Origin of the sequence: Pelagerythrobacter marinus, assembly GCF_009827515.1 — a bacterium.
Lineage (GTDB): Bacteria > Pseudomonadota > Alphaproteobacteria > Sphingomonadales > Sphingomonadaceae > Pelagerythrobacter > Pelagerythrobacter marinus.
Genome location: NZ_WTYO01000003.1, coordinates 140,937 through 160,760 on the forward strand (window position 1 = coordinate 140,937; position 19,824 = coordinate 160,760).

Sequence of the window (19,824 nt, forward strand, 5' to 3'; positions counted from 1 at the left end):
CGCCCGCCGGCAGCAGCCGTCAGCGGCAGGCGCCGACCCGGCGCGCCTCGGCCGTGAACTGGAACGGGAGCCCGCCCACCATCCCCTGGCTCTGGATCTGGGCCAGCGTCGCGCTTTCGCGGCGGATGCTGGTGCGGCCATAGTTGCTGCCGCGGCAGGTATACTGGACCGTCACTTCGCTCGCGCCGTCCTCGACAACGTAGTGCGAGCAGTCGCCGCGCGGATGGCGCAGCTGGATCAGGTCGCGCCCGTGGCGCACGCAGACCCGCTGCCGTGCGCCGTCTTCGCGCAGGCGCAATTCCCATTCGCCGCTGTCGAGCCGGTCGAGCATGGCGAGACCGGGCGTCTGCGCCGCGGCCGGGAACAGCGTGCATCCGGCGCCGAGCAGCGCGGCAGTGGCCAGGGCCCTGGGGGCCATTTTCCATCCTCCCGACAGTTCGCGAAGCAGACTATTCATAAACCGCGCCTCCCGACAAGACGTTGCACAGACGCGACAGGCCGTTCACGCCTCGATTTCGAACACTTTCGAGCAGAACGCGCAATCGACCAGGATTTTCCCGTTCGCATCGCGCATGTCGGCGCGGTCTTCCTCGGGAAAGCGCCCGAGGACCTGCCGGTAATGGTCGGCCGAGCAGCGGCAGCCGCGCACGACGTCGGGGCCGGGCTGGATCCTGACCTCGCTTTCCTCGTGAAACAGGCGCCAGACCAGCGCCTCCAGCGACAGGCCGGGATCGACCAGCTCCTCGTGTCGGGTGCTCCCCGCCATCACCGCGACGTGTTCCCATTCGGGGTGGTCCATGCGCACGTGCAGCCGCTCGCGCCCCTCCTCGCCGTCGGCCAGGTGCTGGATCAGCAGGCCGCCCGCGACGCAGCCGTCGTGCCCGGCGCGCGCAGCGACGCGGATCAGCGTCGGCACCTGTTCGGACTGCGCGAAATAGCTTTCGCAGGCCTCGGCCAGCGATTCGCCTTCCAGCGGCACGACCCCCTGGTAGCGGCCGCGCCCGCCGCTCATGTCGAAGGTGATGGCAAGGTAGCCTTCGCCGAACAGCGCCTCGAGCGACGGATTGGCGCCGAGCCGGGCGAGCCGCTCGCGGTCGAAATCGACGTAGCCGCGCAGTGCGCCGTCGCGATAGTCGCAGACCAGCAGGCGCACGACGCCCCCTTCGGTCTGGGCCTGCATCGTCAGCTGGCCGCTCTCGTCCTTGAGCAGGCCCCCGGTCAGCGTCGCGAGCACCAGCGCCTCGGCGAGGAGGTGGGTGATCGCGGGGGGATAGTCGTGCGCGGCGAGGATCGCGTCCACCGTGCGATCGAGCCGCACCGCCTTGCCGCGTGCGTCGCGCCCCGGGATGGTGAAACCCAGCAGCTTGTCGGTATATGTCTCGGTCGCTTGCGTCATGGCCGCAATATGGGGCCTGCGCCGGGGAAAGTAAGGCGCGCGCCCGTCAGAGCCGGCCGAAGCACCAGAGCAGGACCGATTTCTGCGCGTGGATGCGGTTCTCGGCCTCGTCGAACACGACCGACTGCGGCCCTTCGAACACGCCCTCGCTCACCTCGTCGCCGACATGGGCGGGCAGGCAGTGCAGGAAGCGCGCGTCGTCCTTCGCGCGGGCCATCAGGGCCTCGTTCACCTGGAACGGCGCCATGGCCGCCAGCTTTTCCGCCGCGTGGTCCTGTCCCATCGACACCCAGGTATCGGTGACGACGACATCGGCGCCATCCGCCGCCGCCGCGGCATCGCCGGTCAGCAAGACCTGCGCCCCGCCCGCGCGCGCCAGCTCGACGAACTCGCTCTCCGGCTCGTAGCCCGGCGGCGTCGCGACGCGCACGTTGAAGCGGAACAGCCCGGCCGCCTCCAGCAGCGAGTGCAGCACGTTGTTGCCGTCGCCGAACCACGCGAGTTCGAGACCGGGCAGCGGCTTGCCATGTTCGATCACCGTCAGCAGGTCGGCCACCGTCTGGCACGGGTGCGAGCGATCGGTCAGCCCGTTGATGACCGGCACGCTGGCATGACGGGCCATCTCCTCCGCCTTGGCGTGGTCGTCGGTCCGCAGCATGATCGCATCGCACATGCGGCTGAGCACGCGCGCGGTATCGGCGATCGATTCGCCGCGCCCGAGCTGGCTCGATGCCGAATCGAGCACCAGGGCCGAACCGCCCAGCTGGCGCATGGCGATATCGAAGCTGACGCGCGTGCGGGTGGAATTCTTCTCGAACACCATGGCGAGGACATGGCCGGCCAGCGGCGCATCGGCATCGGCCCGGCCGCGCGGCCAGTCGGCCCGGGCCGCCTTGCGCCGCTGGGCATCGTCGATCATCGCCGCGAGGGCATCGGCCCCCGCATCGCACAAGTCGAGGAAATGCCGCACCGCCATCACCCGGCCTCGGGGACCTGGTAATCCGCCGCGCCGGCCGAAAGTTTCTCGAAGAACTCGTCGATCTCGGCATCGCCGATCACGAGCGGCGGAAGGACGCGCAGCGTGTTGTCGCCCGCGGCGACGGTCAGCAGCTGGTGCTTGTCGCGCAAGTGGACGAAGAACGGGCGGCTTTCGACCTTCATCCGGATGCCGAGCATCAGGCCGGTCCCGCGAACCAGCTCGAACAGCTCGGGATAGTTGCCGATGAACTGTTCGAGCCGCGAGCGGATCCGCTCGCCCTTCTCGGTCACTTCGGCGAGGAACTCGTCGTTCGCGACCGCGTCCATCACCGCCATGCCGGCGGCCATGGCCAGCGGGTTGCCGCCATATGTGGAACCGTGTGTACCGAACGTCATGCCGCGCGCGGCCTTCTCGGTCGCGAGGCAGGCGCCGAGCGGGAAGCCCCCGCCGATCCCCTTCGCCGTGGCGAGGATGTCGGGATCGATGCCGTAGTGTTCGTGCGCGTAGAGCTTGCCCGTGCGGGCCACGCCCGACTGCACTTCGTCGAGGACAAGCATCAGGTCGTGCTCGTCCGCCAGGCGGCGCAGCCCGGTCATGAATTCCTGCGAGGCGGGACGGATGCCGCCCTCGCCCTGGATCGGCTCGACCAGGAATCCGGCCGTGGCCGGGCCGATCGCCGCCTCGGCGCCGGCGAGGTCGTCGAATTCGACGTAGCGGAAGCCGCCGAGCAGCGGGGCGAACCCCTTGTGCATCTTTTCCTGGTTGGAGGCGCTGATCGTGGCCATCGTACGGCCGTGGAAGGCATTGGTGAAGGTGATCAGCTCGTGCCGGTCCTCGTTCCCGCCGGCCTGGTGATAGGCGCGCGCGGTCTTGATCGCGCACTCGACCGCCTCGGCCCCCGAATTGGTGAAGAAGACGGTATCGGCGAACGTCTTGTCCACCAGCCGCTGCGCCAGGGCCTCGCCCTGGGGGCTGCCGTAGAGGTTCGACACGTGCATCAGCGTCGCCGCCTGGCGCTGGATCGCGCCGATCAGCCCCTCGTGGCTGTGGCCGAGGAGATTGACCGCGATGCCGCTCGCGAAATCGAGATAGCGGGTGCCGTCCTCGTCGATCAGGTGGCAGTGGTCGCCGCGCACGGGGCGCACTCCGCAGCGCGGATAGACAGGCATGAGCGGCGTGATCGACATCGGCGGTTCCTTCGCGATTCGGCAGTTGGGAAACGACAAATGGCGGCCCCGCAGAGCCGCCATTCGCACCGTTTAGGTTCTTGCATTCGCCCGGTCAAACGCCGGGCGGAAAGCTGGCAGGTCAGCCCTGAACGGGCACCAGGTTGACCGCCGAGTACTTGCCTCGTCGATCGACCTCGAGATCGAATTCGTACCGTTCGCCCTCGTTGATGGCGGACAGGCCCGAGCGTTCGACCGCGCTGATGTGCACGAAGGCATCGGGCTGGCCATCGTCGCGCACGAGGAAGCCGAAGCCCTTCATCGAGTTGAAGAACTTGACCGTGCCGGTGGCCTTTTCGCCGGTCAGCTCGCGCTGCGGCGCGCCACCGCGATCGCCGCCGCGCGCCTGCACGGGAACCACGTCGCCCACGATCTGCAGGTCCTGCGCCGAAATCTTCCCGCCGCGATCGACGAGGTTGAATTCGAGCTCCTGCCCTTCGCCCAGCCCCTGGAGGCCGGCACGCTCGACCGCGCTGATGTGCACGAACACGTCCTCGCCGCCGCTTTCCTGCTGGATGAAGCCGAAGCCCTTCTGGCTGTTGAAGAACTTTACCGTGCCCTTGCCGGTGCCGACGACTTGCGCGGGCATGCGGTTGAAACCGCCCCCGCCGCCACCGCCGCCGCGCGGACCGCCCCGATCGCCGCCGAAGCGATCGCCGCCACCGCCGAAACGGTCACCGCCACCGAACCGGTCGCCGCCGCCGAAACCACCCTGGCCGAAATCTCCGGGAGGTCCACCACCGAAGGGATCGAAACCGTCTTCACCGAAACCATCGCGCTTGTCGCGTCCGCGACCCCGGCGGCCTCTATCATAACCCATAACCAACAACGTACCTTCGCACCGCCCCTAGCAATTCCATGCCTCGCGGGCGGGCGGGTCCCTGCGAGGTCATGTGGTGTCCGAACCGCGCAGATCCCGCCGGTATCCCCACCTGTCAGAAGCCGATCATAGCGCAGAAAGCGATCCTGCGCGAACGATTTAACGGCTCGCCCCTCGATGAAGCAAAATTGTGACATTTTCGCATTGCCGAGCGGCTTGCACGCCACCCGGGCTTGAGGCATCAGCCGGGCATGGACATCGTCGCACTTCTCTCCGACCCCGCCGCCTGGGCGGCCCTGCTGACGCTCATCGCGCTCGAGGTCGTGCTGGGCGTGGACAACCTGATCTTCATCGCGATCCTTTCGAACAAGCTGCCCGAACACCAGCAGCAGCGGGCGCGCCGGATCGGGCTGACGCTGGCGCTCGTCATGCGAATCGGCCTGCTGATGCTGATCGGCTGGATCGTGACCCTGCAGACGCCGCTGTTCGACCTGGGCCTGCAGGGCGCGCCCAATGCCTATGGCGAGCCGAGCTTCGAAACCGCCTTCTCCGGCCGCGACCTGATCCTGCTGGTCGGCGGGCTGTTCCTGCTGTGGAAGGCGACCAAGGAAATCCACCACTCGATGGAGCCGGAGGACAATTCGGGCGACCTGCTGGACAAGACGCCCGGCGTGGCCGACGCGGCCAAGGCCACTTTCGGCACGGTCATCGCGCAGATCGTGGCGATCGACATCGTGTTCTCGGTCGATTCGATCCTCACCGCGGTGGGGATGACCGACGAGATCCCGATCATGGTCACCGCCGTCGTCGTCACCGTCGCGGTGATGATGGTCGCCGCCGACCCGCTGGCCCGCTTCATCGAGAAGAACCCGACGCTGGTCATGCTGGCCCTGGCCTTCCTGGTCATGATCGGCCTCGTCCTGATCGCCGACGGCTTCGGCTTCCACGTTCCCAAGGGCTACATCTACGCGGCCATGGGCTTCTCGGTCGGGGTGGAGATCCTCAACATGATCCAGCGCAAGCGCCGCACCGCTGCGCCGAAGGGAGATGCCGGATGACCGGTTTCCGCCGCCTGAGCGAGACAGTCTTCGCCAGCCCCCAGATCACCCCGGACGACATCGCCGCGGCGCGCGGGGCCGGGGTCACGCTGGTCATCAACAACCGCCCCGACGGGGAGGCCGAAGACCAGCCCCCCGGCGCCCGGATAGAGGCCGCCGCGCGCGAGGCGGGGATGGATTACCGCGCGATCCCCGTCGGCGGGGCCGGCTTCGGCGAACCGCAGGTGGAAGCGATGGCAGAGGCGCTGGAAAGCGCCCAAGGGGCGGTTCTCGCCTATTGCCGGTCGGGTACGCGCTCCACTCTTCTATGGTCGCTCGCCCAGGCACGCGCCGGCCGCGACCCGGAAGAGATTGCGGCCGCCGCGCAGGCCGCGGGATACGACGTGGCCCCGGTGCGCCCGGCGATCGACATGCTCGCGGCGCGCGCCAGGGGCTGACCCGGCCGGACGCCCGCCCCATCGCGTTCAGGCCCGGCCCGCTTTCAGGTCCGGCTCACTCTTAGGCCCCGCCCGCTTGCCGGCCGGGCCTGCGCCGGCGTTACTTGCGGTAATCGAGCGGCGGGTCGCGGTCGCCCAGCAGGGAGCGATATTCGTATCCTTCGCCGCGGGCCGCGGTGAACTCGGCCCGCGCGCGTTCGCGCAGGTCGGGGTTGGTGAACAGCTCGATCGCGGCAAGCGTCATCGCCTTGGCCGCCACTTGCGCGCCCTTGAAACCGATCGTCGTCCCGCTGGCCGCTGCCGATTGCCACGAATGGGCCGCGGTGCCCGGCACCCAGGTCGCCGTGCGCACGCCCACGGTCGGGGTCGCCCACGACACGTCGCCCACGTCGGTCGAGCCATAGCCGAGCGAAGTCTCGTAAGGCTGGATCTCGCTGGCGACCGCCAGCGGCCGGGCCGCGTCGCCCAGGCTGGCGGCCAGTTCCTCCGCCCAGGCGCGTTCCTGCGGCGTATATTCGACCCCGCCGACCTGGCGCAGCTTGGCGTCCATCATCCGGGCCAGCGACTGGTTGACCAGCAGCGGGTTGTTGCCGTGGATCACCTCCCACTCGACCCGGGTTCCGGTGCCCATCGCCGCCCCTTCGGCCGCGGCCTCGAGCCGTTCCCACATCGCCTCCACCTCGGCCGGGTCGGAATGGCGGACGTAATAGAACACTTCGGCGAAATCGGGGATCACGTTGGGCGCGGTGCCGCCTTCGGTGATGACGTAGTGGATGCGCGCGTCCATCGTCGTGTGTTCGCGCATCATGTTGACCATCATGTTCATCGCCTCGACCCCGTCGAGCGCGGAGCGGCCCTGCTCCGGCGCGCCCGCGGCATGGGCGGAGCGGCCGTGGAAGCGGAACTTGGCCGAACGGTTGGCGAGGCTGGTGTTGGCCGCCGCGCTGTTCTCGTCGCCGGCGTGCCAGTGGATCGCGAAGTCGGCATCGTCGAACAGGCCGGCGCGGGTCATGTAGACTTTGCCCGATCCGCCTTCCTCCGCAGGCGTGCCGTAGAAACGGACGCGCCCCGGGGTGCCCGTCGCGTCCAGCCACTGCGCGATCGCGATCGCCGCGGTCAGCGAGCCGGCCCCGAACAGGTTGTGCCCGCAGGCGTGGCCGGCGTGGAGCCCGGCGACCGGCTCGCGGGTCGGCGCGTCGGACTGGCTGATCCCGGGCAGGGCGTCGAATTCGCCGAGGATCGCGATTACCGGGCCGCCGCTGCCGTATTCGGCGACGAACGCGGTCGGGATATCGGCCACGCCCGCGGTGACGGTGAAGCCGTTGGCGGCCAGCTCCGCCTGGAGCAGCTCGCTCGACCGGGTTTCCTGGTAGCCGACTTCCGCCCATTCCCACAGCTGGCGCGCAACCCGCGCGGTGCGATCGTACTGGGCATCGACCGCGCCGACGGCATCGAACTGTTCGGCCAGGGCCGGCCGGGGGGCCGACAGCACCAGGGCCCCGGCAAGGGCGGTCAGAAGGGCGGCTTTCTTCATCTGTCTCTCCTCGTTGCCGCAAGCTCTAGGTTCGAAGCGCAAGGCTGGCAACGCCCTCGCTCGACAGGCCGGCGGACAGGTGGCAAACCCGCGCGGATGGAGATCGACGTCCTGCTGCAACTGGGGGCCTCTGCGCTGGCGATCCTGGCGCTCGCGGCGCTCGCGCACAGGCTGGGCCTCGGGGGCGAACCGCGCATTCGCGACGCGGCCCATGCCCGCGCGCTGGCCGAAGAGGCGATCGACGGCTTCGACGCGCAGGACATCGCCCTCGACCGCGCCGGGCAGGCGGCGCTCGTGCGCGGGGGCGACGGGCGGGTCCTGCTGCTGCGCCGCCACGGCGCGCGCTTTGCGGGGCGGCTGGTGACCGGGCACGGCGACGTCCGGCTCGATCGCGGCCTGCTGTTCGTGGCAACGGCGGATCGGCGCTTCGGCAGCGTCGCGCTCGACCTCGGCCCCGCGGCGCCGCGCTGGGCCGCCAGCCTCAGGAGGCTTTGAGCCGTCGCGATGCCCGATTTTTCTCCCGTCGATTACGCGATCCCGGCCTTTGTCGCGCTGGTCCTGGTGGAAATGCTCTGGGCGCGCCGGCACCGGCCCGATGCCTACGAAGCGCGCGACACGCTGACCAGCCTCGCGCTCGGCCTCGGCAGCACGGTCGCGGGCGTGCTGTTCGGCGGGGCCGCGCTGATGGCGTTCTTCGCGGCCTACGAATACCGGCTGCTCGATATCGGCTGGGCCTGGTGGGCCTGGGCGCTGTGCTTCGTGCTCGACGACCTCGCCTATTACTGGGTCCACCGCACGGGCCACCGCGTGCGCTGGTTCTGGGCCAGCCACGTCAATCACCATTCCAGCCAGCACTACAACCTCAGCACCGCCCTGCGGCAGACCTGGACCGGGGCCTTCACGCTGGGCTTCGCGTTCAAGCTGCCGCTCGTCCTGCTCGGGTTCCATCCCGGCATGATCGCCGTCTGCGCGGGCTTCAACCTCGTCTATCAGTTCTGGATCCATACCGAGGCGGTCGGACGGATGCCCCGCTGGTTCGAGGCGGTGATGAACACCCCGAGCCATCACCGAGTGCACCACGCCACCAACCCGCGCTATCTCGACCGCAACTATGCCGGGGTCTTCATCGTCTGGGACAAGCTCTTCGGCACGTTCGAGCCTGAGCACGCCGGCGAACCGATCCGATACGGCATCGTGCGCCAGCTCGGCTCGTTCAACCTGCTGTGGGCGGCGTTCCACGAATGGGCGGCAATGCTCGACGACATCCGGCGCGCGCCCTGGCGGCACAAGCTTTCCTATCTCCTGCGCGCCCCGGGCTGGTCGCACGACGCAAGCCGCGAGACGAGCGACGAGATCCGCGCCCGGTGGCGCGCGCGGAAGGAGCGCGCGCTATCGGACGAGCAAAAGGTATCAAACGAAAACCCGATTGCAGTCGAGGGCGAGGCTGCCTAACCCTGTCTCCCGGGAGAGGAGAGGGTATCATGGAATTCGATGTCATCGTGATCGGTGGCGGCAGCGCGGGCAGCGCGGTCGCCGGGCGGCTCGCGGCCGAGGGCACGCGCAGGGTCTGCCTGCTGGAGGCCGGGGGGACCAACGACAATTTCCTGGTCAAGACGCCGGGGATGATGCCCTTCCTGCCCAAGGCGGCGAACTACCGCTACGACACCGTGCCCCAGAAGGGGCTGAACGGGCGCACCGGCTACCAGCCGCGCGGCCGCGGCCTGGGCGGATCGAGCGCGATCAACGCCATGCTCTATATCCGCGGCCACCGGTGGGACTACGACAACTGGGCCGCGCTGGGTTGCACCGGCTGGGCTTACGACGATGTCCTGCCCTTTTTCCGGCGGGCGGAGAACAACGCGCGCGGGGCGAGCGATTTTCACGGCGACGACGGGCCGCTGCATGTCTCGGACCAGAAATGGCCCAACCCCGGCAGCCTGGCCTTCATCGAAAGCGCCGCCGCGCTGCAATTGCCGCGCAACGACGATTTCAACGGCGCGAGACAGGAAGGCTTCGGCCTCTACCAGGTGACCCAGAAGGGGGGCGAGCGCTGGTCCGCCGCGCGCGCCTATGTCGAGCCGCTGCGCGAACGGGAAAACCTCGCGATCCTGACCGGCACGCTGGTCGAACGGCTGGTGATCGATCAGGGGCGGGTCACCGGGGTCGCCATCCGCCGCGGATCGCGCCGCGAAACGCTGCACGCGCGGGGCGGGGTCGTGCTGTCCGCCGGTGCCTTCAACAGCCCGCAGGTGCTGATGCTGTCGGGGATCGGCCCGGACGATCACTTGCGCGACCGGGGCATTGCCGTGGCGCTCGACCGGCCGGCAGTGGGCAGCGACCTGCAGGACCACATCGACTACGTATCGAGCTGGGAGACCGAGAACCGCGACTTCATCGGCGACAGCCTGGCCGGCACCTGGCGCATGGTGAAGGCGATCGTCGAACATCGACGGCACCGGACGGGGGCGATGACAACGCCCTATGCCGAGGCCGGCGGATTCTGGCGGGTCATGCCCGATGCGCCCGCCCCCGACGTGCAGTGGCACTTCGTGCCCGCCATGCTCGAGGACCACGGGCGGACCAAGGTGAAGGGCCACGGCTTCTCGCTCCACGCCTGCGTCCTGCGGCCCGAGAGCCGGGGCACGGTGCGGCTCGCGTCCCCCGATGCCGCCGACGCGCCGCTGATCGATCCCAACTTCCTCGACAACGAGGCCGACATCGCCACGCTGCGCGCGGGCGTGCGCCTGTCGCACCGCATCGTCGATACGCCGCCGATGCGCGACTATCGCCCGAAAGACCGCTACCCGGTCGATCTCGACGACGACGCGGCGCTGGACGACCTTATCCGCAACCGCGCCGACACCGTCTATCACCCGGTCGGCACCTGCCGCATGGGCGCCGACGACGACGCCGTGGTCGATCCGACGCTGAAGGCGAAAGGGATCGAGGGCCTGTGGGTCGCCGATGCATCGGTCATGCCGCGCCTCGTCAGCGGCAACACCAATGCCCCCAGCATAATGATCGGCGAACGCTGCGCCGACTTCGTCCGCGCGGCCCTCGCCTAGCCGCCCGGCGCCATCCCCGCCCGGCGGCGCCCCACCCCACGAACAAAAAATGGGCCGGAGCGGCTGGCCCCGGCCCATAAAGGCGGTGTTCGCAGGAGGAACACGGGAAGGCGGGGGCGCCGCTGGAGAGGAGAGAAGGCGGCGCCCCCGCCGAACTGGTGATCAGGTCGCCCGGGCGAATTCCGGGTAGGCCTCGATGCCCGTCTCACCAAGGTCGAGACCTGCCATCTCTTCCTCTGCACTCGGGCGCACGCCGATGATCGCCTTGAGGGCGAACCAGACGATGGCCGAGGTCGCGCAGACGAACAGGCCGGTTGCGACCACGCCGGTGATCTGCGCCACGAAGGGCACTTCGGTGTTGGTCAGCGGCACGGCGAGCGTGCCCCAGATACCGGCGATCAGGTGGACCGGGATGGCGCCGACGACGTCGTCGATCTTCAGCTTGTCGAGGATCGGGACGAAGATCACCGGCAGCGCGCCGCCGATCCCGCCGATGACGATCGCCATGCCGACATTGGGCGTCAGCGGTTCGGCGGTGATCGCGACGAGGCCAGCCAGCGCGCCGTTGAGCGCCATCGTCGTGTCCGCCTTGCCATAGCGCAGCTGGGTGAAGATGATTGCCACCACGACGCCGGCCGCGGCCGCCATGTTGGTGTTGACGAAGATCTTCGACACGTCGGACACGTCGCCCACGGTGCCCATCGCGAGCTGCGATGCGCCGTTGAAACCGAACCAGCCGAGCCACAGGATGAAGGTGCCCAGCGTGGCGAGCGGAATGCTCGAACCCGGGAACACGGTCATGCCCTTGTCGGTGTAGCGGCCGAGACGCGGGCCGATGATCAGCGCGCCCATCAGCGCGGCCCAGCCACCGGTGGAGTGAACCAGGGTCGAACCGGCGAAGTCGGAGAAGCCCATCGCGTCGAGCCAGCCGGCGCCCCATTCCCAGCTCACGATAACCGGATAGATGAAGCCGGTCAGCAGCGTGACGAAGATGAAGAACGGCACGATCTTGATGCGTTCGGCCACGGTGCCCGACACGATCGAGGCGGTCGTGGCGCAGAAGACCATCTGGAAGAACCAGTCCGACGCGACCGAATAGCCGGTGCCCGTGTCGGCTTCACCCACGCCCTGCATCCCGTAAGGGAAATCGGCGATACCGAAGAAGCCGCCTTCGAAGCCCGGATAGGCGATCGAATAGCCGATCACCCAGAACATCAGGCCGGCGATCGAATAGAGGCCGATGTTCTTCAGGCACTGGACCGAGACGTTCTTCGAACGCACGAGCCCGGCCTCGAGCATGGCGAAGCCGGCGGCCATCCACATGACGAGGAAACCGCCGATCAGGAACAGCAGCGTGTTGAAGATATAGGCCGTGCCGCCCGATACCGCCTCGACGGCCTCGGGAACGGCGGCCTCCTGCGCCAGGGCAGGTGCGGACGCGAGCACCCCGGCCAGGGCCAGGGGCGCGGAATAGAGAAGTTTGCTGGTCATTTGCGATAGCCCCCTCAAAGCGCGGTGTCGCCGGTTTCGCCGGTGCGAATGCGCGTGGCGCTGGCAAGGTCGACGACGAAGATCTTGCCGTCGCCGATTGCCTCGGTGCTGGCGGTTTGCTGGATGGTCTCGACCACTTGCGGCGCCAGGTCGTCGCTGGCGGCAATCTCCAGCTTCACCTTGGGCAGCATGTTGGTCGAATACTCGGCGCCCCGGTAGATCTCGGTCTGCCCCTTCTGCCGGCCGAAGCCCTTGACTTCGGTAACGGTCATTCCGGCCACGCCGACGCCCGCCAGTGCCTCGCGCACTTCGTCGAGCTTGAACGGTTTGATGATGGCGATGATGAACTTCATCGATCCCCCCTGGTTGGTCGCCGGAACCCCCCGGCCCGCCAGAGTGTGCAAGGCGCGTGCCAGACACGAAATTTCGTGTCTTTCCAGCCGCCGGCCGCGCAAGGGACGCGCTTCTAGGCGCATGGAAGTGCCTACGTAATAGGCAGCGATTATTTGTTAGGCATATCCAGCCGCGCCCAGACCGGGAGGTGGTCCGAAGCCTGCGCCGCGAGGGCGCTGTGGTGAACCCGGGCCTCTTCGGCCTGCCAGTGCTCGGTCGTCACGATCCGGTCGAACCGGGCGACGGGGCGCCGGCTGGGGAAGCTGCGCCCCGGGTCGAGAACCCGCCAGCCGCCGGCGAACTCGCGCATCGCGCCGGTCCGCGTGCCCCACTGGTTGAAATCGCCCATCAGCACGGTCGGGCAGGCGGGCTCGCACTGGCGGTGATGGTCGAGGATCGCCTTGACCTGGTCGCGCCGCCGCAGGCCCGAGAGGTCGAGATGGGTACCGATCACGCGCACCCGCACGCCGTGGCAGTCGAGATCGGCCCGCACCGCGCCGCGCGGCTCCAGCGTGGGCAGGTCGAGCGGCTCGGCATCGAGCACGTCGAACCCGCGCCGCACGAGAATGGCATTGCCGTGCCAGCCGAGGCTGCGCGGACGGCGGGCGAGCGCGACCGGCTTCCACGGCGTGTCGTCCAGCGCCGCGCGCGCGATCACGCTCGCGCGGTCGCCGATCCGCCGGTCCACTTCCTGCAAGGCGATGATGTCGGCATCGATCTCGCGCAGGACGGCGATGATCCGGTCGGGATCGCGCCGCCGGTCGAGCCCGACCGCCTTGTGGATGTTGTAGCTCGCGAAAGTCAGCTGCACGCGGGGAAGAACGCCTGTCAGGCCGGTCCGGTGCCCGGCTCCCCGGCGATATAGCGATCGGTCGGGCGCGCCGGCAGCCCGTCGATGCTGCGCGTGCGCCGGCCGGCCTTCTCGGCCCAGGTCTGCGGGTCCGCTTGGGCGTGATACTTCACCAGCGTCGCCCGTTCCTTCTCGAACTCCATCAGCGGCACGCCCCAGCCGCAGCTCGTCTGCACGCTTTCCACCGCGATGTCGAAGATCTGGCGCGTCCCGGGCAGGAGCCTGAAGTGGCCCGCCAGCGCATCCCAGTCGGGATCGGCCGGCAGGACCGGCCGCCCCCGGCCGTAGATCCGCAGGATCAGCGCCGGCTGCTCGAAATTGCAGAACATCACCGTGATGCGCCCGCCCTCGCCGTCGTCGTCGGCCAGGAGGTGGGCATTGGTCTCGTTCCCCGACCCGCCGAGATCGAGGTAGGCCACCCGTTCCGGCGAGAGGATGCGGAACGAATCGAGCCCCTTGGGGCTGAGGTTGATCCGCGCCCCTTCGGCGGCGGTGGCGACGAAGAACACCGGCTGCTTCGCGATCATCGCGATGTGCGCTTCGGTGAGCGTTTCGGTGAAGTCGGCCATGCAAGGCGGTCTACCGCAGCTTCCCCGTCCCGTCACCCCTGGCCGCACGCGGGCCCGGCGCCGAAGCCCGGGCGATCGCGGGCGGCCTAGCGTTCCTTGGTCGCGGAAAACTTCAGGTCCGGGTTGCGTTCCTGCTGGTAGTTCACGTCCCAGGCGCTCTTGGCCATGAACACCAGGTCGCCGTCGCGGTCGCGCGCCAGGTTGGCGCGGTTGAAACTCTCGAACTCGTCCATCGCCCGGCCATCGCCGGAAAGCCAGCGCGCCGTGGCGAAGGGCGAAGGTTCCAGCACCGCCTCGACCTTGTATTCCGCGGCCAGCCGCGAAACGAGCACGTCGAGCTGGAGCTGGCCGACGACGCCGACGATCCACTGGCCGCCGATCTCGGGGTAGAAGACCTGGATCACGCCCTCTTCGCTCAGGTCGTCGAGCGCCTTCCTCAATTGTTTCGTCTTGGTCGGATCGCGCAGGACCACCCGGCGCAGGATCTCGGGCGCGAAGTTGGGCAGGCCGGTGAAGCGGACCTGGTTCTTCTCGCTCAGCGTGTCGCCCACGCGCAGCGTGCCGTGGTTGGGGATGCCGATGATGTCGCCGGCCAGCGCGGTATCGGCCAGCTCGCGGTCCTGGGCCATGAACAGGATCGGCGAATGGATCGCGATCGGCTTGCCCAGCCCGCTGGGCGTCAGCTTCATCCCGCGTTTGAACGTGCCCGACACCTGGCGCATGAAGGCGATCCGGTCGCGGTGGTTCGGGTCCATGTTGGCCTGGACCTTGAAGATGAAGCCGGTCACCTCGTCGCGGGACGGGGCGATCTCTTCGTCCCCGGCCGGCTGCGGCCGCGGCGGCGGGGCCCAGCGGGCGATCGCCGCGATCAGTTCCTCGACCCCGAAGTTCTTCAGCGCCGAACCGAAGAAAACCGGCGTCAGGTCGCCGTTGCGATAGGCCTCGAGGTCGAACTCGGGATAGCCGACTTGCGCCAGCTCGATCTCCTCCGCCAGGTCCGCGGGCAGGTCGCCGGGCGCCTCGCGCTTGCCGCGATACTCGCGGCTTTCCCCTTCGGGCCGGGCCACCGTTCCACTCGCGAAGTCGAGCACGCCGGTGAACAGCCCGCCCATGCCCAGCGGCGCGCTCTGCGGCGAAACGTCGAGCGCGAGGGCATCGGCCACTTCGTCGAGCGTCTCGAAGATCGAACGGCCTTCGCGGTCCACCTTGTTGACGAAGGTGATGATCGGCACCGACCGCAGGCGGCAGACTTCGAACAGCTTGCGCGTCTGCGGCTCGATGCCCTTGGCCGCGTCGATCACCATGATCGCCGAATCGACCGCGGTCAGCGTGCGATAGGTATCTTCGGAAAAGTCCTCGTGCCCCGGGGTGTCGAGCAGGTTGAAGGTGATGCCGTCCTTCTCGAACGTCATCACGCTGGAGGTGACCGAGATGCCGCGCTGCTGCTCGATCTTCATCCAGTCGGAACGCGCGCGCCGCGCCGCGCCGCGCGCCTTGACCTCGCCGGCGAGATGGATCGCCCCGCCTTGCAGCAGGAGCTTTTCGGTCAGCGTGGTCTTGCCCGCGTCGGGGTGGGAGATGATCGCGAACGTGCGGCGATTGGACATGGCCGGCGCGCCTAGCCGCAGCGCGCGGTTTCGTCCACCGAAGATGCGCCAAGGGGCCGGCGGGCCGGCCCTCGCCCCCCGCGTCCGGTCTCCGCGCCCGGTCCCGCGCTCGGCCGCCCGATCAGTCCCCGCGCGCGACCTGGAACCCGGCGTAGCTCTGGCTGACGGGCATCAACTCCAGCGTGTTGATGTTGAGATGCGGCGGCCGCGCCGCCACCCAGCAGACCGTTTCGGCGATGTCGTCGGCCGTCATCGGCTCGGCCCCGCCGTAAAGGCGATCGTGGGCGTCCCTGTTGCCGCCGGTCCGCACCAGGGTGAACTCGGTTTCGACCATGCCCGGCTCGATCGAGGTCACCCGCACGCCGGTGCCGTGCAGGTCGCTGCGCAGGCCGAGCGTGAACTGGCGCACGAAGGCCTTGGTGCCGCCATAGACGTTGCCGCCGACATAGGGATACGTCGCCGCGACCGAGGCGATGTTGATCACCGCGCCCCGCCGCTCGACCAGCGCGGGAAGCAGCTTGTGCGTCAGCGAAACCAGCGCGGTCACGTTGGTCTCGATCATCGTCTTCCAGTCGTCGAGGCGCGCCTCCTGCGCCGGCGCGGTGCCCAGGGCCAGCCCGGCGTTGTTGACCAGCAGGTCGATTCCGGCAAAATCCCCGGGCAGGTCGCCGAGCGCGGCGTCGCGCGCGGCCTCGTCGCGCACGTCGAACACCGCGGCATGGACCTTGTCCGCGCCGAGATCGGCCACCAGCGCCTCCAGCCGCTCGGCGCGCCGCCCGGTCGCGATGCAGCGCCAGCCGGCGGCGACCAGCCGGCGCACACAGGCTTCCCCGATGCCGGCGGTCGCGCCGGTTACCAGTGCCGTTCCGCTCATGCTCTCAGCTCCGCTCCCAGCTTGCCGGCCGCCGCGACGACCTTGTCCGATATGGCCTTGATCTCGGCGTCGGTGAAGCTTTTCTCGCCCGGCTGCAGAACGACTTCGACCGCCACCGACTTGTGCCCGGGCTCGACCCCCTGGCCGGTGAAGACGTCGAAGACGCGCGCGTCCACGATCGCCGCCTTGTCCGCCCCGCGAACCGCGCGCACCAGGTCGCCCGCGGCCAGCTCGGCCGGGACGAGGAAGGCGAAATCGCGCATGACCGCCTGCAGCGCGGGCGGGGCATAGGCGGGCCGGGCGAACCCGGCGGCCGACTTGCGCGCCGGAATGGCATCGAGGAACAGCTCCGCCGCGACGACCGGCCCGTCGATGTCGAACGCCTTCAGCGTGTTCGGGTGGAGCGTGCCGAAGCGCGCGAGCACGTTCTTCGGCCCGAGCCGCAGCGTGGCCGACTGGCCGGGATGGAACTGCGGCCCCGCCTCGCCCATCACCATCAGGTTGCCGACGGGCGCGCCCGCTGCCTCGAGAAGGGCCAGCGCCTCGGCCTTGGCGTCGTAGGCGTCGAAGCCTTGCGCCTTGCCGCCGGCCCAGCCGCGGGCCCGCTTCTCGCCCGCGAGGACGAGGCCGAGCGTCGGCTTCTCGTCGCTGGCACCGTCCGGCCCGCGGAAATAGCGGCGGCCGATCTCGAACAGGCGACTGCCGGCAGCGCCGCGATCGGCATTGCGCCTGGCCGCCGCCAGCAGCCCGGGCAGGAGCGAGGGGCGCATGGCCTTCATGTCCTCGCTGATCGGGTTTTCCAGCACCCACAGGTCGTGCCCGTCGGCGAAATGGCCGGCTTCGGCCATGGGCAGGAATGACCAGGTGACCGCTTCGTTCAGCCCGCGCGCGGCCGCGCTGCGGCGAACCTTGCGCTCGAGCTGCTGGAGCGGGGTCGCCGTGGGCTGCGCGACGCCTTCCGCGCGCGGCAGGGGCACGCTTTCGATCTTGTCGAGGCCGTGGATCCGCACGACTTCCTCGACCAGGTCGGCCGGCCCCTCGATGTCGTGCCGGCGGGCGGGACAGGCGACCTGCCAGTCGTCGCCGACCGCGAAATCGAGTGCACCGAGGATGCGCCGCTGTTCGTCCGCCGCGATCTCGACCCCGCCCAGGCGCCGGGTGAGGCCGGGGTCGAACGCGACCGTGCGGGCCGTGTCGGGCGGTGAGCCGGCGCGCACGACCTCGCTCGCCGTGCCGCCGCAAGTCTCGACGATGAGCGCGGTGAGGAGCGCCAGCCCCTCGTCGAGGAACGCGGGATCGACCCCGCGTTCGAACCGCGTCCGCGCATCGCTGGCAAGGCCGAGCTTGCGGCCGGTAACGCCGATATGCTCGGGATCGAAATAGGCGATCTCGAGCACGATGTCGCGCGTTTCGGCCGTGACGCCCGAATGTTCCCCGCCCATGATCCCGGCAATGTCGTGCACGCCGGCATCGTCGGCGATCACGGTCATCGTGGGATCGAGGGTATAAGTCTTCTCGTTCAGGGCCAGGACCTTTTCCCCGTCGCGCGCGCGACGGGCGACGAGCGGTCCGGCCAGCTTGGCCAGATCGTAGGCATGGGCCGGGCGGCCATAGGCGAACATCAGGTAATTGGTCGCATCGACGATCGCGCTGATCGGCCGCTGGCCTGCGGAAAGCAGGCGGCGCTGCATCCATTCGGGCGATGCGCCGTTGGCGACGCCCCGGATCACCCGGCCATACCAGGCCGGGCAGCCATCGGCATCCTCGATCCGGACCTCGACCGGGCACGCGCCCTCGCCCGTCACCGGCGCGAGGGCCGGCAGGCGGAACGTGCCGATCCCCGCCGCGGCCAGGTCGCGGGCGATCCCCATCACGCCCATGCAATCGGGCCGGTTGGGCGTGATCGCCACGTCGAGCACCGGGCTCGCGCCGTGATAGGCGGCGAAATCGGCCCCGACCGGGGCATCTTCGGGCAGCTCGATGATGCCGCTGTGCTCGTCGCCCAGCTCCAGCTCGCGCACCGAACACATCATCCCGTTCGATTCGACGCCGCGGATCGCGCTCTTGCGCAGCCGCATCCCGTTGGCGGGCACGATTGCCCCCGGCAGGCCGAGCACGCCCTTCATGCCGGCGCGCGCATTGGGCGCCCCGCACACGATCTGCATCGGCTCGCCCTCGCCGGTCGAGACGGACAGGACCTGGAGCTTGTCCGCATCCGGGTGGGGCGCGGCCTCCAGCACTTCGGCGACGCGAAAGCCGGCGAGCGTTTCGGTCGGGTCCTCGATCCCTTCGACCTCGTGCCCGATCGCGTTCAGCGCGGCGGCGACCTGCGCCACCGAGGCATCGGTTTCGAGGAAATCGTGCAGCCATTCGAGAGAGAACTTCATGCCCGTGCCCCCACGCCGCCGGACAGGGTCGGCTGATCGAACGGCGAAAAGCCGTAGTGCGCCAGCCAGCGCCGGTCGCCATCGAAGAAGGCGCGCAAGTCGTCCATCCCGTATTTGAGCATCGCGAGGCGATCGACCCCGACGCCGAAGGCGAAGCCCTGCCATTCGGCCGGGTCGAGCCCGGCGAATTCGATCACCCGGGCATTGACCATGCCGCTGCCCAGAAGTTCCATCCAGCCATGGCCCGGGGCATCGCCGTCACCGCCCAGCACGCGGCGGCCCTTCACGTCCTGCCACCCGACGTCGACCTCCACCGAAGGTTCGGTGAAGGGGAAATAGCTCGGGCGCAGGCGCAGGACGATGTCGTCGCGTTCGAAGAAGGCCTTGAGGAAAGTCTCCAGCGTCCACTTGAGGTGGCCGAGGTGGATGTCGCGGTCGATCACCAGCCCTTCGATCTGGTGGAACATCGGGGTGTGGGTCGCGTCGCTGTCGCTGCGATAGACCCGTCCCGGTGCGATGATGCGGATCGGCGCGCCTTCTTCCTTCATCGAGCGGATCTGGACCGGCGAGGTATGGGTGCGCAGCAGCATCCGGTTGCCCGCGGCATCGCGGTCGGGGAAATAGAACGTGTCGTGCATCGCGCGCGCCGGGTGGGTTTCGGCCATGTTGAGCGCGGTGAAATTGTGCCAGTCGTCCTCGATCTCGGGCCCGGTGGCGACCGAGAAGCCGAGATCGGCGAAAATCTCCGCCAGTTCGTCCATCACCTGGCTGACCGGGTGGACCGAGCCGGCCGGCGTGTCCGGTGCGGGCAGCGTCAGGTCGAGCGTCTCGGACGCCAGCCGCCGTTCGAGCGCGGCGGCCTCGAGCGCCTGCTTGCGCGCGGCAATGGCATCGGCGACTTCGCCGCGCGCCGCCTGGATCGCGGGCGCGCGTTCCTGCCGTTCCTCGGGCGTCATCGCGCCCAGCGTCTTGAGCAGCTGGCTGATCCAGCCCTGCTTGCCCAGCGCCTCGACGCGCAGGGCCTCGACCGCGTCGGCGGTGTCGGCGGCGTCGATCGCGGCGAGCGCTTGCTCCTTGCGGGTCTGCAGTTCGTTCATGGCACCGGCCCGCTAGCGCAAATCGCCGGCGAGGCAAAGCG

General features: G+C 69.2%; 19 protein-coding genes. 5 read left to right on the plus strand and 14 right to left on the minus strand.

From position 1 onward, the window contains the following. Positions 1-19: 19 nt before the first annotated feature. The 5 genes from GRI72_RS07745 to GRI72_RS14850 all read right to left on the minus strand — a co-directional run bounded on the left by GRI72_RS07745 (position 20) and on the right by GRI72_RS14850 (position 4,421). Positions 20-457: a DUF3617 domain-containing protein gene (locus tag GRI72_RS07745; RefSeq protein WP_237486941.1), complete on the minus strand. Its 438-nt coding sequence runs from the start codon at positions 455-457 to the stop codon at positions 20-22. 45 nt (positions 458-502) lie between these two features. Beyond that, on the minus strand, positions 503-1,396 hold the full coding sequence (gene hslO, locus GRI72_RS07750) for an Hsp33 family molecular chaperone HslO (RefSeq protein WP_160733344.1): 894 nt from the start codon (positions 1,394-1,396) through the stop codon (positions 503-505). Positions 1,397-1,442: 46 nt separating this feature from the next. Next, a complete protein-coding gene (gene argF / locus GRI72_RS07755; RefSeq protein WP_160733345.1) occupies positions 1,443-2,372 on the minus strand; it encodes an ornithine carbamoyltransferase in 930 nt (309 codons plus the stop codon). Next, positions 2,372-3,562, minus strand: a complete 1,191-nt coding sequence (locus tag GRI72_RS07760; protein ID WP_160733346.1) for an aspartate aminotransferase family protein — start codon at positions 3,560-3,562, stop codon at positions 2,372-2,374. The genes argF and GRI72_RS07760 overlap by 1 nt, the downstream gene beginning before the upstream one ends. A gap of 121 nt (positions 3,563-3,683) precedes the next feature. Then, complete coding sequence (locus tag GRI72_RS14850) at positions 3,684-4,421, minus strand: cold-shock protein (RefSeq protein ID WP_160733347.1); 738 nt, start codon at positions 4,419-4,421, stop codon at positions 3,684-3,686. 251 nt (positions 4,422-4,672) lie between these two features. Between GRI72_RS14850 and GRI72_RS07770 the strand changes: the two genes are divergently transcribed. Then, a complete protein-coding gene (locus GRI72_RS07770; protein WP_160733348.1) occupies positions 4,673-5,479 on the plus strand; it encodes a TerC family protein in 807 nt (268 codons plus the stop codon). Next, entirely contained in the window at positions 5,476-5,916 is a 441-nt protein-coding gene (locus GRI72_RS07775; RefSeq protein WP_160733349.1) for a protein tyrosine phosphatase family protein, read from the plus strand. The genes GRI72_RS07770 and GRI72_RS07775 overlap by 4 nt, the downstream gene beginning before the upstream one ends. Positions 5,917-6,016: 100 nt before the next feature. Here the strand turns inward: GRI72_RS07775 and GRI72_RS07780 are convergent, their stop codons facing one another. Next, positions 6,017-7,450: an amidohydrolase gene (locus tag GRI72_RS07780; RefSeq protein WP_160733350.1), complete on the minus strand. Its 1,434-nt coding sequence runs from the start codon at positions 7,448-7,450 to the stop codon at positions 6,017-6,019. Between the two features lie 96 nt (positions 7,451-7,546). Between GRI72_RS07780 and GRI72_RS07785 the strand changes: the two genes are divergently transcribed. The 3 genes from GRI72_RS07785 to GRI72_RS07795 are packed head-to-tail and all read left to right on the plus strand — an operon-like array spanning position 7,547 to position 10,515. Further along, positions 7,547-7,945, plus strand: a complete 399-nt coding sequence (locus GRI72_RS07785) for a hypothetical protein (RefSeq protein WP_202389012.1) — start codon at positions 7,547-7,549, stop codon at positions 7,943-7,945. A 9-nt stretch (positions 7,946-7,954) separates the two neighbouring features. Further along, positions 7,955-8,902 carry a sterol desaturase family protein gene (locus tag GRI72_RS07790; protein ID WP_160733351.1) on the plus strand — a complete coding sequence of 316 codons (948 nt, stop codon included), beginning with the start codon at positions 7,955-7,957 and terminating at the stop codon, positions 8,900-8,902. A 26-nt stretch (positions 8,903-8,928) separates the two neighbouring features. Then, positions 8,929-10,515 (plus strand): GMC family oxidoreductase N-terminal domain-containing protein, encoded by a 1,587-nt coding sequence (locus GRI72_RS07795; protein ID WP_160733654.1) that lies wholly within the window; start codon positions 8,929-8,931, stop codon positions 10,513-10,515. 162 nt (positions 10,516-10,677) lie between these two features. Here GRI72_RS07795 and GRI72_RS07800 read toward each other — a convergent pair whose 3' ends face one another. The 8 genes from GRI72_RS07800 to pheS all read right to left on the minus strand — a co-directional run bounded on the left by GRI72_RS07800 (position 10,678) and on the right by pheS (position 19,783). Continuing rightward, on the minus strand, positions 10,678-12,006 hold the full coding sequence (locus GRI72_RS07800) for an ammonium transporter family protein (protein ID WP_160733352.1): 1,329 nt from the start codon (positions 12,004-12,006) through the stop codon (positions 10,678-10,680). Positions 12,007-12,020: 14 nt separating this feature from the next. Next, positions 12,021-12,359, minus strand: a complete 339-nt coding sequence (locus GRI72_RS07805; RefSeq protein ID WP_160733353.1) for a P-II family nitrogen regulator — start codon at positions 12,357-12,359, stop codon at positions 12,021-12,023. A gap of 149 nt (positions 12,360-12,508) precedes the next feature. Continuing rightward, positions 12,509-13,210 carry an endonuclease/exonuclease/phosphatase family protein gene (locus GRI72_RS07810; protein ID WP_160733354.1) on the minus strand — a complete coding sequence of 234 codons (702 nt, stop codon included), beginning with the start codon at positions 13,208-13,210 and terminating at the stop codon, positions 12,509-12,511. Positions 13,211-13,227: 17 nt separating this feature from the next. Then, complete coding sequence (locus GRI72_RS07815; protein ID WP_160733355.1) at positions 13,228-13,818, minus strand: pyridoxamine 5'-phosphate oxidase family protein; 591 nt, start codon at positions 13,816-13,818, stop codon at positions 13,228-13,230. Between the two features lie 86 nt (positions 13,819-13,904). Beyond that, the gene (locus GRI72_RS07820; protein WP_160733356.1) at positions 13,905-15,425 is read right to left on the minus strand and encodes a peptide chain release factor 3; all 1,521 of its coding nucleotides are present in this window, start codon (positions 15,423-15,425) and stop codon (positions 13,905-13,907) included. Between the two features lie 121 nt (positions 15,426-15,546). Further along, positions 15,547-16,299 carry an SDR family NAD(P)-dependent oxidoreductase gene (locus tag GRI72_RS07825; protein WP_160733357.1) on the minus strand — a complete coding sequence of 251 codons (753 nt, stop codon included), beginning with the start codon at positions 16,297-16,299 and terminating at the stop codon, positions 15,547-15,549. Beyond that, complete coding sequence (pheT, locus tag GRI72_RS07830; protein WP_160733358.1) at positions 16,296-18,686, minus strand: phenylalanine--tRNA ligase subunit beta; 2,391 nt, start codon at positions 18,684-18,686, stop codon at positions 16,296-16,298. Before pheT ends, GRI72_RS07825 begins: the two co-directional genes overlap by 4 nt. Continuing rightward, positions 18,683-19,783, minus strand: coding sequence for a phenylalanine--tRNA ligase subunit alpha (gene pheS, locus GRI72_RS07835; RefSeq protein WP_160733359.1), 1,101 nt, complete (start codon positions 19,781-19,783; stop codon positions 18,683-18,685). The genes pheT and pheS overlap by 4 nt, the downstream gene beginning before the upstream one ends. Positions 19,784-19,824 lie beyond the last annotated feature (41 nt).

Coding starts and splice junctions, on each gene's coding strand:
- GRI72_RS07745 (WP_237486941.1), bottom strand. CDS start 457: ATGAATAGTCTGCTTCGCGAACTGTCGGGAGGATGGAAAATGGCCCCC.
- hslO (WP_160733344.1), bottom strand. CDS start 1,396: ATGACGCAAGCGACCGAGACATATACCGACAAGCTGCTGGGTTTCACC.
- argF (WP_160733345.1), bottom strand. CDS start 2,372: ATGGCGGTGCGGCATTTCCTCGACTTGTGCGATGCGGGGGCCGATGCC.
- GRI72_RS07760 (WP_160733346.1), bottom strand. CDS start 3,562: ATGTCGATCACGCCGCTCATGCCTGTCTATCCGCGCTGCGGAGTGCGC.
- GRI72_RS14850 (WP_160733347.1), bottom strand. CDS start 4,421: ATGGGTTATGATAGAGGCCGCCGGGGTCGCGGACGCGACAAGCGCGAT.
- GRI72_RS07770 (WP_160733348.1), top strand. CDS start 4,673: ATGGACATCGTCGCACTTCTCTCCGACCCCGCCGCCTGGGCGGCCCTG.
- GRI72_RS07775 (WP_160733349.1), top strand. CDS start 5,476: ATGACCGGTTTCCGCCGCCTGAGCGAGACAGTCTTCGCCAGCCCCCAG.
- GRI72_RS07780 (WP_160733350.1), bottom strand. CDS start 7,450: ATGAAGAAAGCCGCCCTTCTGACCGCCCTTGCCGGGGCCCTGGTGCTG.
- GRI72_RS07785 (WP_202389012.1), top strand. CDS start 7,547: ATGGAGATCGACGTCCTGCTGCAACTGGGGGCCTCTGCGCTGGCGATC.
- GRI72_RS07790 (WP_160733351.1), top strand. CDS start 7,955: ATGCCCGATTTTTCTCCCGTCGATTACGCGATCCCGGCCTTTGTCGCG.
- GRI72_RS07800 (WP_160733352.1), bottom strand. CDS start 12,006: ATGACCAGCAAACTTCTCTATTCCGCGCCCCTGGCCCTGGCCGGGGTG.
- GRI72_RS07805 (WP_160733353.1), bottom strand. CDS start 12,359: ATGAAGTTCATCATCGCCATCATCAAACCGTTCAAGCTCGACGAAGTG.
- GRI72_RS07815 (WP_160733355.1), bottom strand. CDS start 13,818: ATGGCCGACTTCACCGAAACGCTCACCGAAGCGCACATCGCGATGATC.
- GRI72_RS07820 (WP_160733356.1), bottom strand. CDS start 15,425: ATGTCCAATCGCCGCACGTTCGCGATCATCTCCCACCCCGACGCGGGC.
- GRI72_RS07825 (WP_160733357.1), bottom strand. CDS start 16,299: ATGAGCGGAACGGCACTGGTAACCGGCGCGACCGCCGGCATCGGGGAA.
- pheT (WP_160733358.1), bottom strand. CDS start 18,686: ATGAAGTTCTCTCTCGAATGGCTGCACGATTTCCTCGAAACCGATGCC.
- pheS (WP_160733359.1), bottom strand. CDS start 19,783: ATGAACGAACTGCAGACCCGCAAGGAGCAAGCGCTCGCCGCGATCGAC.